Raw genomic sequence first — 13,644 nt, 5'->3', positions numbered from 1 at the left:
AATAAACTATAATGAAGAGAGGTTTACTTTTTTTAGAAAAGGAGGGAGATTGCATGGAGCGCATGTTTCGCGTTCTCGGCTTCTGGACTGGAATTTTCTCAGTTATGTTTTACTTAGGGGATATGCATGCAACTGCACTATTATTTTTAGGACAAACAGGATTTTTCGTACTTTTAAGTTATTTAAAATTAACAGAGCGTATGTATATATACGTATTTGGGGCATATTTAACTGTTTTCTTCATTGGATTTACATACTATACAACATTCCTACTTGTCCCTGGGGCTGGACATTAAAAAGATGGCAATTGCCATCTTTTTTTATTTTTTTCAATTACCAAGTTGACTTATATGTTTTGTTTGAATATAGTTTATATAACAGATCGGAATTAGGGGGGAATCGTCATGAATACACTGCTAGTTGGTATTAACGTTGCGGTCATGCTCATATTGGTTGGCATATTATATTATATGCAACGCAAGCATGTATCTTTTAATAAACGCGTATTTACTGCTTTAGGGGTCGGAATTACATTTGGTCTTATTTTACAATTTATCTATGAACCTACTTCGAAAGTTATTATCGATTCAAATAACTGGTTTAGCATAATCGGTAGTGGCTATGTAAAACTGCTACAAATGATTGTTATGCCACTGATTTTAGTTTCTATTATCTCAGCATTTACGAAGTTAAAATTAACAAAAAACCTTGGTAAAATTAGCGGACTTATTATCGGAGTTTTAATCCTTACAACTGGAATCGCTGCCGCTGTTGGTATTGCTGCAAGCGCAGGGTTTGATGTTCAAGCAACGGGTTTACAACAAGGTGATGCAGAAACAGCTCGCTTAAAATTAGTGGAAGAAAAATTTAGTTCCATTGAACAAACACCAGTTCCACAAAAATTATTGGAATTATTACCTACAAATCCATTTCTTGATTTAACGGGCGCACGTCCAACTTCAACAATTTCTGTTGTAATCTTTGCGGCGTTCATCGGAATAGCCTTTATCGGTGTGAAAAGAAAATATCCAGAACAAGCAGAATTATTTAAGAAAATGCTTGATGCTGCTTATGCAATTGTAATGCGCATGGTAACATTAATTTTGCGTTTGACTCCATACGGTGTATTAGCTCTTATGACAAAAACAGTCGCTGGTAGTGACGTAAATGCCATTTTAAAACTTGGTAACTTTGTTTTAGCATCTTATGTAGCACTTATCGTTATGTTTGTGATTCACTTATTATTAATTGCTCTATCTGGTTTAAATCCAGTTCAATATTTGAAAAAGGTATTCCCAGTCCTAACATTTGCCTTCACTTCTCGTTCTAGTGCAGGTACAATGCCATTAAATATTGAAGCACAAAAAGAAAAGCTCGGTGTTTCTGAAGGAATTGCGAACTTTGCTGCTTCCTTCGGGGTATCTATCGGTCAAAACGGTTGCGCAGGTATTTATCCAGCTATGCTGGCTATGATGGTCGCTCCAACAGTAGGTATTGATCCATTACAGCCACAATTTATTTTAACTTTAATCGCCGTTGTCGCGATTAGCTCATTCGGCGTTGCCGGTGTTGGTGGCGGAGCAACATTCGCAGCATTAATCGTACTTTCTACAATGAACTTACCAATCGGAATTGTCGCTCTTGTTATCTCTGTTGAACCATTAATCGATATGGGACGTACAGCACTTAACGTAAGTGGATCAATGACAGCAGGTCTTATTTCGAGTAAATGGCTTGGTGAGTTAGATCACGATACGTATAATCAAGATGATGTAAAAAATGAGGAAGCTGCTTCATAAGAAGTGACCTTCATAAAAAAGGAATGCTAATTGATATAGCATTCCTTTTTTATTCCTTATACTTGTTTTAAAAATTTTAATACTATTTTAGGTACATCCTCATTTATTTGAATTCCTTGAACAGAACTTTTATCTACATCTTTTGCGATTATAATGTTATTTTTATCATCTATCCAGACTAACAAACTTTCTTTAGTATCATCATTAAAAATGACTTCCATATTAGCATGTACAGCATCCCTTACTTTTTTATCTAAAGATATTTTTTTAGATGTACCAGCTTTGATTGCGGTAACAATTTGATTTATTAGATCTTCATTATCCGTTCCTGCTTTAGAAATATTATCTTGATCTATCCTCACTAAATTCATTTCTTTTATTTGTTTTTTCTCAAATACTATTGATGTTTCTTTTTCCTCTTTTTGTTCAGTTGATGAAGAAGTTTTTGAAGAACTTGCAATATTAGAACATCCAATTAAACTCAAAAACACTAGCATTATCATAAACAAGCACAGAGTTTTTCTCATTTCACTCACCCCTTCATACAATTTTCAATACTGAATATCAGTATAAATCGATTCCTCAACTCCTGGAAGAAATCTGTATACACTTATTCCGATTAACGCTTCTATTTCTTTTTTTATTTTATAAAATCCTTTCCAATGAGAAGAAGTATGAGCATTGGTGCCGTGTCTCAATCCAACTGAGATCAATCTTTTTTCAAGTGTAGTAAATCCTTTATCATCGGCTAAAGCATCACAAAGAGTAATAACTTTATCGTATAAATTATAGTTGCTGTTTTCATTTAATATCTCTATAAGCTTCACTTTCATGTTTAGAGGAACAAGCTCCCAATCAGCTGCAACTTCTATGTCTTTATTCCCACAAGGAAATGAATGCGTTACACATTTAATCGCATTCCCTCTAAATCCTAATTGTTCTAAGTACATGTATCCATCATAAGAATGTATAACAGATTTTGTGAAACCTTTCTACCTACCAATATCATGAAGCAACCCTGCATTGTAAGCCAAATCATGATTCACATCATATCCTTGTTTCATAAATTCTAAGATTATGTTTTCAGTAGCCTGGGCAACATGTATCGAATGTTTATACCAAGGGCCAGAATTTTGTTTATATGCACGTTCAAGTAGCTCTCTTGCATATACTCTATCCATGATATATTCCATAGCACCATCCCCTATAATCATTATTTTGCATAACTAATCTGTTTTTTTTGCTCTGAAAGATCCAATTCCGGGAATTGTTTCTCCACCAAAATCAATACTTCTTGGATTAATAACTCCAAATCCTTTACACTGTTTTCTGGATTTCCTATCAGGATATTGGTCATTCGCTCATAAAGGTTTTCAGGTTTTATTGTCATTCGTTCAATATTATAAGGCATCCATTTAAATGCAGGGTGATGCACATACATTTTATTAAGACCGAACAAAACACCAAGTACATTCTTCTGCACTTCGCAAATTACATCGTATAACATAAGCCAATCTTTGCGTGTTAAAAGTGCTTCGCGGTTATTCCATCGATTACTTAGTAAAAGATTCTCTGTAATCATCTGTTTGGAAAGTTCTAACGGATATTCTGCGATTCTATCTTTTAGCTTTCTAATTGTTTCTTGCCTATGCAAGCTCACACCATCCTGAACGGAAGCTACAATACATTGTTTCTCATAATCAATTTCATACTTGTCCACTACATCAGAAATAAAATGTTCAACTGTTACAGTTAAAAAGTTACTTATTTCTAATTTAATCCCGTCTTTCGTTACATAAGATTCCGACCACTCTTCCTCTTCATACGGATGATACGCCAAAATGGTACCACCGACATTCTTAATAGGCCCTTCGCGATCTTCATCTTCTGGCGGTGCTGACCATAAAATATGCAACTCTATATCTGAATTTTCATCTTGCCAGTTTCTTGATACGGATCCTGCCAAAAGAATTGCTTCTACTTTTGGATTTTGTTTATAGATTTCTGCCATATCTATCGCTTTTTGCACTAAATTCATGTGATTTCCTCCATGTTTAATTGTCCCTTTATATATTTTTCTTTGGCATTACTACAATGTTTCTATTTACAGATTAATAGAAATTCATTACCACATCAACTAATTGTCTTTTTTTTCTGAATATTATTAATGAAAATCTCTTCGTTTCCAGGTGTATAAACAGAAAAAAGGATATATACTCCTATATTGAGCATAGTATCCCCCTCTTCATTATCTATTGATATATCCTATTAAACAACTAATAAAAATAAAAATAGAAATTTCGCTTCACAGCCCGTCCCTTTTACAAATAGCCATTTCGCTCGCACCATTCATGAAATTGCCCTACATCTACTCCTACTAAAACGATATCTTTTAATTCTACATCGATTATTTGATCATCAATAACAATAATAAAACTCGTTCCTTCCGTTTTTTCTTTTTGCTTTACAATTCCAATTCGATTTCGGTACGGTCCATCTTTTACATATGCTTTTTGTCCTGTAATATCAAAATTCAAGATTCTCACCTCTTTTACTACGCTCAACTTGAAAATACACTTCCTTTCATTGCACTATTTCTGTATATATATGATGAAAAAGTAAAAGAGTCCTTCCTTTATTACAATTATTTTTTCTTTATTTCATTTTGATAAATTATACGTAAAAATTGTGAAAACAAACACTTGGAAGCGTTTTCTTAACCTTTTTTCATGTTATAATAGAAAAGCAGAACTGCGTAAAGAGGGAGAAAAATGGATATAACAATTATTACAAAAGTAATCGAAGCATTAAAATCATACGGATTTCAAGATGTAACATACTGTGAAGAAACAAAACAATTTTCATTTCATAACCAAACCGATATCATGAGCGGCTATGCAGAAATAACATACAGCAGCCAATTCGAAAAGTTTAACGTGCAAATTCATCCGATTGAAACCCACCATCAAGCAGAGTTACAAGAAGTTGAAAAACACATTCAATCTTGTATCCGAAAAGTCGAGTATTTAAATGCACTTCTTACAGGACAGAAGAAACTAACTGACAAAGTTATTATTATGTAAAAAAAGAACGTGATTATCTCACGTTCTTTTTCATTTTCATTATTGTATATTCATCTTCTCTTTCAATTGTAAGTTCGTCACAGCTTCTAATGCATCCATTGCTTCTCCAATTGTCATATCAAAAACTGTCTTATCCTCTATATACGGGAACTGTCTAAAACGTTTTTCCAGCATTTTTACTGCATCCGCTGAAAACACTGCACTATCTATACCAAATTCTGTTTCAAGAAGAACAATCCAATCTAAAATATGAAATCCTAATCCATTTACAAATGAAATAAGTTTTTCTTCCGGTTGCGAAGATAGAAATACATAACGTTCCATTTCACTAAAGAGTTCTTCACCTAAGATTTCTGCGAGTTCTTCATCATGTTCACGATTTACAATTTCATCATATCCATAATCATCTGCAAGTTCTTCTACTTCTTCTCCGTCCGCACAAAGTAGCTGGCTACGCAGTGCACCTTTTTTGAATTCACTTTTTTGAACAACTTCTAAGAAGCTTGTTTCCCATCCTTGTTCTAAATTCATGTTTATAGCTCCTTTATATCTTTTTTATTTTTAAATATATATTTCACTAAAAACTCTCTTTCACTTTTTGGTTGCACACCCTTACATATTTCAATAAACTAGATGCCTTATGTATTTTACCATTTATATAGACAGAGGAAGTCGCATTACCTCATTGACGCAGATCCTCTGAGTGTTTTCATGCAAAAAATACATTGAGAGCAGGGTAATTTTTTTTAAAATCGCAGGAATAATCAAAAGAATATGGAAAGGTAAAACAGAACTTATTGTAGTAAGTATTTCCCTAATATCAGATTGAGATCTATATTCCCTACAATAGTATGCAATTAAAAAGATATACTGCATACACTAAATCCAAAAGAACCGGAGGAAATATGCATGCTAGATAATTTTTTAGAAGGTCTAGTGACAATTTTAAACGGAATGCCCTTAGGTACAGATCAATATCCAACAGAAGAAAAAATTTCTGAGAATATAAAACGCTTACGGAATGAGCAATGGTTTAAGCCCATGTTTGCTGAACACATGACCCTCTTTTTAGAGAACTATGATATACGTCTCGTAATTGGAGCAGCTAAACTTGATATCATACTCACTAACGAAAAAAAGAGGAAAGATTTCGCAGACACTCTCACCTATCTCATTACAATCAAAAGTAAAAAAACAAAGTAATAATCTATCATAATTGTCTAGAATAAGATTTTTTCTTAATCTAGGCCATGTTTTCCCCCAGTATAACACAATTTCTTCTACTTATATGGTTACCTTGTTTGACTTTTGTCAAACATTCCCTTTGTTATTAGCGATAGAAACATGTCAGGTTAAAATTCCTTTTTAACATAATATTTTTTTGGTAATACAACTTGCAAATAGAACACACTTAAAAACACCGTTTGAACAGGTTCTCCTTTTATATACACTTAGCTCCTTATTTATGCAAACAGAAGGGAAACTCTTTTTTAGCGCTCACGATAATAATAGAAGAGGAATCTTGTAAAAAAGGCCCCACCTTCAAAACTTATTTTACGTTTAAGTGGTGGGGGGCCTGATGGTCCTCTTTTATTTTTTGTTTTTTATCACTTTCACCGGCTAACATTTCTAGCTCAGCTGTTATTTCCGATTTTTCTAAGTTTCGTTCTTGTGAAAATTTTCTTGAAATGTAAACAATAACACTACCAACATACAAAACAAAACATATAATCAGAGCAGTATTTTCAAAGAGACTTAGCTCCAACACAGTCACTCCTAATCCATTCGTATTTTCACGCTCAAAGAACTGGAATTTCCCTATTAAATCTCTGTTATTGTAACATAAATACAGCAATTCTTCGAACCTTTCATTCTACTTAAAAAGACATGATTTTTTTAGAAATCATGCCTCTGTAATACATTTTATAATGGTCTGTACTGCTTCTTTCCCACTATACTTCTTTAATTCTTTTTTATACTTCACACAATTATGATTCAACTCTTCTACATGCGCTAAAAGGGATTGTACTGTTATATCTTCTTCATATAAAACGGATGCATATCCTTGTCTTTCAAACGATTGTGCATTCAAAATTTGATCACCGCGACTTGAAGCTTTCGGTAATGGAATTAAAATCATCGGTTTTTGCAGTGTTAAAAACTCAAAAATTGCATTTGATCCAGCACGTGAGATGACAAAATCCGTTGCCCCTAATACATCTGGTAATTCACCGTGTACATATTCAAATTGTCTATACCCTGTCACGCCTTGTAACGTCTCATCTAGATTCCCTTTTCCGCATAAGTGAACAACTTGATAATTTTTAAGAAGATCTGGCAATGCTTCTCGTACTGTTTCATTGATTTTCTTTGCTCCTAGGCTCCCGCCCATAACTGTGATGACTGGTTTTCTAGCATGGAACCCTAGAAAGTGTAACCCTTTTTCACGATTCCCACGCAACACTTCTTCCCTCACAGGTGATCCCGTATACACCACCTTTTCTTTCGGCAAATGCTGCGCAGCTTCTTCAAATGTAACAAATATTTTCGAAGCAAAGCGGAGTGCAATTTTATTCGCTAGTCCTGGTGTCATATCCGATTCATGTAACAAGACTGGAACACGATTTAGCCATCCGCCAATTACTACTGGTACAGAGACAAAACCACCCTTTGAAAAAATAACATCTGGTTTTAACTTTCGCATTCGCACATAGGCATCCATAACGCCCTTCATAACAAGAAAAGGATCTTTTATATTTTTCAAATCAAAATAACGGCGTAACTTTCCGCTCGCTATACTATAGTACGGGATTCCTTCGTTCTCGATAATTGTTTTTTCAATTCCTTGATGGGAACCAATATACGAAATATCCCAACCCTTTTCTTGTAAATGTGGAATAATCGCCAAATTAGGTGTCACATGTCCAGCTGATCCACCGCCTGTAAAGACTATTCTTTTCATACTCCTCCCCCTTCTACACTATAGTACACTAAAATACCGTGCTTCGGGGTGAGCAAATACCATTGCCGTTACAGATGCTTCCGGCTCCATCATAAATCCTTCTGTTAGTGAAATTCCAATTTCTTCTGGTTGAATTAAGCGAAATAGTTTTTCTTGATCAGCAAGCTCTGGACAAGCTGGATAGCCAAAAGAAACGCGAATCCCCTGATATTTCGTACGGAATCGTTCTTCCATCGTCATCTCCGGTGAATCTGGAATTCCAAAGCGATCACGAATTAACATATGTGTTTTTTCAGCAAGACCTTCTGCGAGTTCCAATGCTAGTGATTGGATAGCATGACTGCGTAAATAATCCCCTTTCTCTTTCCACTCCTCCGCAATATCACGAACACCTTGCCCAACTGTAACAGATAAAAAGGCGACATAATCCATTTCATTCCCGACTGACCTTAAATAATCTCCTAATGTACGGTACGGTGCTTTCCCTTGTCTTGGGAATGAAAAACGCTCTAACACACGTGTATGGTCTTCTGGATCATAAATAATGATCGTTTGTCCATCACTTTGGGCAGGGAAAAATTGATAAACAGCTTTTGGCTTTAGCCAAGACTGTCCTTCTTGCAACAATTCATCAATTAAATTGTTTAATTCATGCGCCCTCTTATCACCTTCTTTTAATAACTTTTTCACATTCCCTTTTAAGCCAAGGTGATGTCCAATTAACATTTGTCTATTTAAGAATGGTGCAAGATGCGAAACTGGGATATCACGAAGTACGACCCGCTTTGTTGAATCTGGTATCATAACTTTCGCTTGTGGCAACGGTTCAATGACTGGTGGTATAGCCTCTACTTTTTCCTTCTCTTCTTTCACAATATGAAGATGGCGATTTTTTTTATCCAACTTCATCTGTTCTCTCTCTTCTTCTTTTTGTAATCGATTGATCAGATCAAGCCCTGACATTGCATCGCTTGCATACATTACAAGTCCACCATAGGAAGGTGAAATACGATTTTCTGTAAATTTCCTCGTTAGCGCCGCCCCCCCAACAACAATTGGAATATCAATATTTGCCGCTTGTAAATCTTCAGCAGTTGCTACCATTTGTTGCGCTGATTTTACTAATAATCCAGAAAGCCCGATAATATCTGGTTTCTTTTCTTTCACTTCTTGAACAATGCGATCAGAGCGGACATTGATTCCTAAATTGACAATATCATAGCCATTATTAGATAAAATAATTTCTACCAGGTTTTTTCCAATATCATGTACATCACCTTTTACAGTTGCTAGCAGTACTTTTCCTTTTTTCGCACTATCACTAGATTCCATATAAGGCTCCAAATATGCTACAGCTGCTTTCATACTTTCTGCACTTTGCAAGACTTCAGCAACAATTAGCTCATTGTTATTAAACAAACGACCTACTTCATCCATCCCTGTCATAAGCGGACCATTAATAATATCAAGTGGCTTTCTTCCTTCTGTTAGCGCGAGACTTAAATCTTCATGCAACCCCTGCTTCGTTCCTTCTACAATGTAATTTGCTAATCTTTCATCAAGCGTTAATGTTTCTTGTATGACCGTTTCTTTTTTCTTCGCAACCCGGTAAAAGTTCGTAAATTCTTCTAGTGTTTCTTTCGTTGTTTCGAATAATAGTGCATCTGCGAGCTCTTTTTCCTCTTCTGGAATGGATGCATAGCGCTCTAGTTTTTCAGTATTTACAATCGCATAATCAAGCCCAGCCTTTGTTGCATGATATAAAAAGACCGAGTTTAACACTTCTCGACCAGCTGGCGGTAACCCAAACGATATATTACTTACTCCTAAAATCGTTAAGCACTCTGGCAAAGCTTCTTTAATAAGGCGAATTCCTTCAATTGTTGCTGCTGCTGAACCGATATATTCTTCATCACCAGTTCCGACCGGAAAAACAAGCGCATCAAAAATAATATCCGATGGGCGTATACCGTATTTCTTCGTTAATAAATCGTAACTTCTTTTTGCGATTTCTAACTTTCTTTCTGCACGAACCGCCATGCCATCTTCATCAATCGTCCCAACTACAATTGCCGCACCATATTTCCGGAGAAGTGGCGTCACTTTCTCAAATCGCTCTTCTCCGTTTTCTAAATTAATAGAATTAATGACACCTTTTCCTTGTATGTACGTGAGAGCTTTCGCCATTACATTTTCATCCGTTGAATCTATCATAATGGGAACTTTTAATACTTTCGTTACTTCTGCCAAAAAACTCTCCATATCTTCCACTTCATCACGATCTGGATCAGCCATACAAATATCAATAATGTGAGCATTTTTCTTCACTTGCGCCCTTGCAATCTCAGCAGCCTCCTCAAAATTCCCTTCAGCTACTAATCGTTTAAACTTTCTTGACCCAATAACATTTGTTCTCTCACCAACGAATAACGGCCTCATAGAATCATCATATTGCAATGCTTCTAAACCACTAATCCCATGACCTTCTCGCTCATGATTTTCACGTGGTTTGAGAGACTCAAGTGAATCTTTTATCGCTCGTATATGATTAGGTGTCGTCCCGCAGCAACCACCAATAATATTAATCCAGCCTTCTTCAGCAAACTGTTTCACCTTCTCTGCAAGTGAAGTTGGTGACTCATGATAATGTCCATCCTCGTCTGGAAGACCGGCATTTGGATAACAAGAAATATAACACTCTGAGAGATCTGATAAAGAACGAATATGTTCACGCATAAATTCTGGTCCTGTCGCACAATTTAATCCGACAGATAATGGTTTCATATGCTCAACTGATAAATAAAACGCCTCGATTGTTTGCCCCGCTAACGTCGTCCCCATCGGCTCAATCGTTCCTGAAATCATAAGCGGGACCGTATGATTCGCTTCCGTGAATGCTTGTTGTATCCCTAAATACGCCGCTTTCACGTTACGCATATCTTGGCTCGTCTCTACAAGCAATACATCAACGCCGCCCCGTAATAATCCCCTAGCTTGCCTAGTGTATGCCTCAATTAATCCTTCGAAGGTTACACCACCAGTTACACTAATTGCTTTTGTCGTCGGCCCCATAGCGCCAGCTACATATATTTCTTTACCACACTCCTTTACCGCTTGTTTTGCTAGAAATGCCGCTCTTTCATTCAGCTCTTCATCTAAATGAGATAACTCGTAATCATGTAATACAATATTCGTAGCACCAAACGTATTTGTTTCAATAATATCCGCTCCTGCTTCAATATAAGCTTTATGGATATCTAAAATAACATCTGGTCTTGTTTTTACTAAGTATTCATTACATCCTTCATATTCTTCGCCGCCAAAATCTTCTGCAGTTAAATCTGCCTGCTGAATCATCGTTCCCATGGCACCATCTAATATTAAAATATCATTTTGTAATCTCTCTTCTATCGGTCTCATCAGTTGACTCCTTCTTTCACTTCTTGCTTTTCTTTTACATACTTAACGAGATTTTCTGTAATTTCATATTTCAAAAATGGTGTAATGAGATAAATACCGTTAAAGTATTTCATCGCAGCGTCAATTAACTCTTGTGAAATGCGAATCCCTTCTTCAATTGCAGATTCTTGCGTATCGTGTCCATCCATTCGTTGTCTCACTTCTTCGGGCAATGTAATGCCTGGCACCTCAAAATGAAGAAAGTCAGCATTCCGCTTACTTACTAAAGGCATAATTCCAATAAAAATCGGCTGTTCTAAGTGATTTGTCGCCTCGTATACTTCTTCAATTAAATCTACATCGTAAATGGGCTGTGTTAAGAAATACTCTGCACCAGCTGCAACTTTTCTCTCCATCCGCTTCACCGCTGCTTTTAAATGCCTCACATGCGGGTTAAAAGCTCCTCCAACAGAGAATCTTGTCGCAGAACCAATCGATTTCCCTAAAATAGAACGTCCATCGTTCATTTCCTTAATCATTTTAATTAATTCAATAGAAGATAAATCATATACAGACGTCGCTCCTGGAAAATCACCAACACGAGCTGGATCACCTGTTAAAGCTAACACTTCTTCCATTCCTAAAGCTGATAAACCAAGTAAATGGGATTGTAGGCCAATCACATTATGGTCACGGCACGTTAAATGCGTCAGCACTGGAATATCGTGCTTCGTTAATAATGCCCCCATTGCCATATTTGAAATGCGCGGAGATGCTAGCGAGTTATCTGCTAACGTAATCGCATCTGCTCCCGCTCTTTTCAATGCCCTTGCCCCTTCAAAAAAACGCTGCGTATCTAATGTTTTTGGGGGATCTAGTTCAACAATAACTGTTGTTTGCTTCTTCGCTTTTTCCGCAAGAGTAACATGGGTGCTAGCACGTTTTGTTTGCATAGGAACCACTTGTTGTCTTTGAGCGATTTGTTTTTCTGTAACAGGCGTTACATTCGCAATCGCACGCTTCATCGCTTCGATATGTGCTGGCGTTGTACCACAACATCCCCCTAACAAGCGAATACCTTGTTCAATAAATTTCGGTGTCATCTCTTCAAAATAAGCAGGACTTCCTTCATATATATAACGCCCTTCTACATAGTTTGGAAGGCCTGCATTTGGATAAGCTGACAAATACCCATTTTTCGGAATCGATATCATTTTGAAAGCTTCCGTCATATGAAGCGGTCCTAACTGACAGTTTAAACCGACTACATTTGCACCGTAATCTAAAAGCTGTTTTAATATTTCATTTACATCATTCCCATTTTGGGTTGTGCCTGCTTCATGAAGAGCTAACTGTGCAATAATTGGAATATCTGTTTGTTTTCGCAGTACTTTCACCGCATGTAGCAATTCGAATTCATCATAAAATGTTTCTAATAATAATCCATCAACCTTTTCTTCTAATAATGCCTCGGCCTGCTCAAGTAGCATAAATTCCCGTTCCATATCAGTCGTTGTAACGGCTCCAATATGCTTCATACCACCAATCGTCCCTAAAATAGCATTCTTGTCTGTCACGGCTGCTTTTGCAAGCTTTACTGCTGCTTTATTAATTTTGGTGACCTGATTTTCTAAACCATACATGCGCAATTTTGCTTCATTTGCACCATACGTATTTGTTTGAATTACATCTGCACCAGCAGCTACATATTGTTTATGAATAGATATAATTAAATCTGGATCTGATAGATTTAATTCTTCAAAACTGCTTTGCAAACCATGAGAATGTAATAATGTACCAACTGCTCCATCGCCGATAATAATTCCTTTTGACAATAAATCTAGAATTTTCACTTGTCTCCCTCTTTTCTATCAATATAAAAACCCCCTCTTCACCTTGAAGAGGGGGACATCATCAATCCTCCTCTTATCATGCAAAACAAATTGTTTTGCAGGTATTAGCACCGTTTCAAACATTTCGTTTGAAGGTTGCCGGGTTTCACAGGGCCTTTCCCTCCACCGCTCTCAATAAGAGTTTGTCTTAATTATTCATCTATTTTTTAAAAGGAAATACGTGTACCTTTTAACAATCTTTGTTAATTTTCTAATAAATTTAGCATGGGACAGACTAAAAGTCAATAGAATTAGCAGGAAAATAAAAAACATTTAAAATAAAGTTGCAATTCAATTATCTTTTGTTGTAAAGTTAAAAGCATAATAAAATTTCATAAAAATTATTCTTATCTAGAGAGGTAGAGGGACTGGCCCTATGACACCTCAGCAACCATTAACATGTTCGTTAATAAGGTGCTAATTCCAGCAAATTGTGAAAAGATTTGACAGATAAGAAGAAGACTATATTCGCATGAAAGCCTTCTTCTTAGAAGGCTTTTTTTATTTTT

At 36.1% G+C, this 13,644-nt stretch carries 12 protein-coding genes, 1 pseudogene and 2 riboswitches; of the genes and pseudogenes, 4 read left to right on the top strand and 9 right to left on the bottom strand.

The annotated features are described in order from the left end of the window. The first annotated feature begins 53 nt into the window (after window positions 1–53). On the top strand, window positions 54–296 hold the full coding sequence (locus tag HRG09_RS01475) for a DUF2626 domain-containing protein (protein WP_006096019.1): 243 nt from the start codon (window positions 54–56) through the stop codon (window positions 294–296). 108 nt (window positions 297–404) lie between these two features. Further along, on the top strand, window positions 405–1,799 hold the full coding sequence (locus tag HRG09_RS01470) for an L-cystine transporter (protein ID WP_174099015.1): 1,395 nt from the start codon (window positions 405–407) through the stop codon (window positions 1,797–1,799). 56 nt (window positions 1,800–1,855) lie between these two features. On the opposite strand, the gene HRG09_RS01465 is transcribed toward HRG09_RS01470, so the two are convergent. The 4 genes and pseudogenes from HRG09_RS01465 to HRG09_RS01450 form a co-directional block, all read right to left on the bottom strand. Further along, complete coding sequence (locus tag HRG09_RS01465; protein WP_254610004.1) at window positions 1,856–2,326, bottom strand: hypothetical protein; 471 nt, start codon at window positions 2,324–2,326, stop codon at window positions 1,856–1,858. Window positions 2,327–2,350: 24 nt separating this feature from the next. Beyond that, window positions 2,351–2,992: pseudogene (locus tag HRG09_RS01460) on the bottom strand (HD domain-containing protein). Window positions 2,993–3,012: 20 nt separating this feature from the next. Then, window positions 3,013–3,837 (bottom strand): DUF4037 domain-containing protein, encoded by an 825-nt coding sequence (locus tag HRG09_RS01455; RefSeq protein WP_174099014.1) that lies wholly within the window; start codon window positions 3,835–3,837, stop codon window positions 3,013–3,015. A gap of 283 nt (window positions 3,838–4,120) precedes the next feature. Beyond that, the gene (locus HRG09_RS01450) at window positions 4,121–4,336 is read right to left on the bottom strand and encodes a DUF3912 family protein (RefSeq protein WP_174099013.1); all 216 of its coding nucleotides are present in this window, start codon (window positions 4,334–4,336) and stop codon (window positions 4,121–4,123) included. A gap of 234 nt (window positions 4,337–4,570) precedes the next feature. On the opposite strand from HRG09_RS01450, the gene HRG09_RS01445 reads away from it, so the two are divergent. Next, complete coding sequence (locus HRG09_RS01445; RefSeq protein WP_174099012.1) at window positions 4,571–4,882, top strand: hypothetical protein; 312 nt, start codon at window positions 4,571–4,573, stop codon at window positions 4,880–4,882. A 39-nt stretch (window positions 4,883–4,921) separates the two neighbouring features. Here the strand turns inward: HRG09_RS01445 and HRG09_RS01440 are convergent, their stop codons facing one another. Further along, window positions 4,922–5,413 (bottom strand): hypothetical protein, encoded by a 492-nt coding sequence (locus HRG09_RS01440; protein ID WP_174099011.1) that lies wholly within the window; start codon window positions 5,411–5,413, stop codon window positions 4,922–4,924. Window positions 5,414–5,791: 378 nt separating this feature from the next. Here HRG09_RS01440 and HRG09_RS01435 point away from each other — a divergent pair, with 378 nt between their 5' ends. Continuing rightward, window positions 5,792–6,085, top strand: a complete 294-nt coding sequence (locus tag HRG09_RS01435) for a hypothetical protein (protein ID WP_174099010.1) — start codon at window positions 5,792–5,794, stop codon at window positions 6,083–6,085. A 346-nt stretch (window positions 6,086–6,431) separates the two neighbouring features. Here HRG09_RS01435 and HRG09_RS01430 read toward each other — a convergent pair whose 3' ends face one another. The 4 genes from HRG09_RS01430 to HRG09_RS01415 are packed head-to-tail and all read right to left on the bottom strand — an operon-like array spanning window position 6,432 to window position 13,096. Then, a complete protein-coding gene (locus HRG09_RS01430; protein ID WP_217447890.1) occupies window positions 6,432–6,734 on the bottom strand; it encodes a DUF3966 domain-containing protein in 303 nt (100 codons plus the stop codon). 51 nt (window positions 6,735–6,785) lie between these two features. Next, window positions 6,786–7,844 carry an undecaprenyldiphospho-muramoylpentapeptide beta-N-acetylglucosaminyltransferase gene (locus HRG09_RS01425; protein ID WP_174099009.1) on the bottom strand — a complete coding sequence of 353 codons (1,059 nt, stop codon included), beginning with the start codon at window positions 7,842–7,844 and terminating at the stop codon, window positions 6,786–6,788. A gap of 18 nt (window positions 7,845–7,862) precedes the next feature. Further along, window positions 7,863–11,264, bottom strand: a complete 3,402-nt coding sequence (gene metH, locus HRG09_RS01420) for a methionine synthase (RefSeq protein WP_174099008.1) — start codon at window positions 11,262–11,264, stop codon at window positions 7,863–7,865. Then, window positions 11,264–13,096, bottom strand: a complete 1,833-nt coding sequence (locus HRG09_RS01415; RefSeq protein ID WP_174099007.1) for a bifunctional homocysteine S-methyltransferase/methylenetetrahydrofolate reductase — start codon at window positions 13,094–13,096, stop codon at window positions 11,264–11,266. The genes metH and HRG09_RS01415 overlap by 1 nt, the downstream gene beginning before the upstream one ends. 70 nt (window positions 13,097–13,166) lie before the next feature. Then, a riboswitch (SAM riboswitch) is annotated at window positions 13,167–13,277 on the bottom strand. Between the two features lie 202 nt (window positions 13,278–13,479). Next, window positions 13,480–13,592, top strand: a riboswitch (SAM riboswitch). Window positions 13,593–13,644 lie beyond the last annotated feature (52 nt).

It is taken from the genome of Bacillus sp. Xin1, from assembly GCF_013314535.1.
Taxonomy (GTDB): domain Bacteria; phylum Bacillota; class Bacilli; order Bacillales; family Bacillaceae_G; genus Bacillus_A.
The sequence above is the reverse complement of the archived record's forward strand: the minus strand, read 5'-3'. Positions and strand labels throughout refer to the sequence as shown.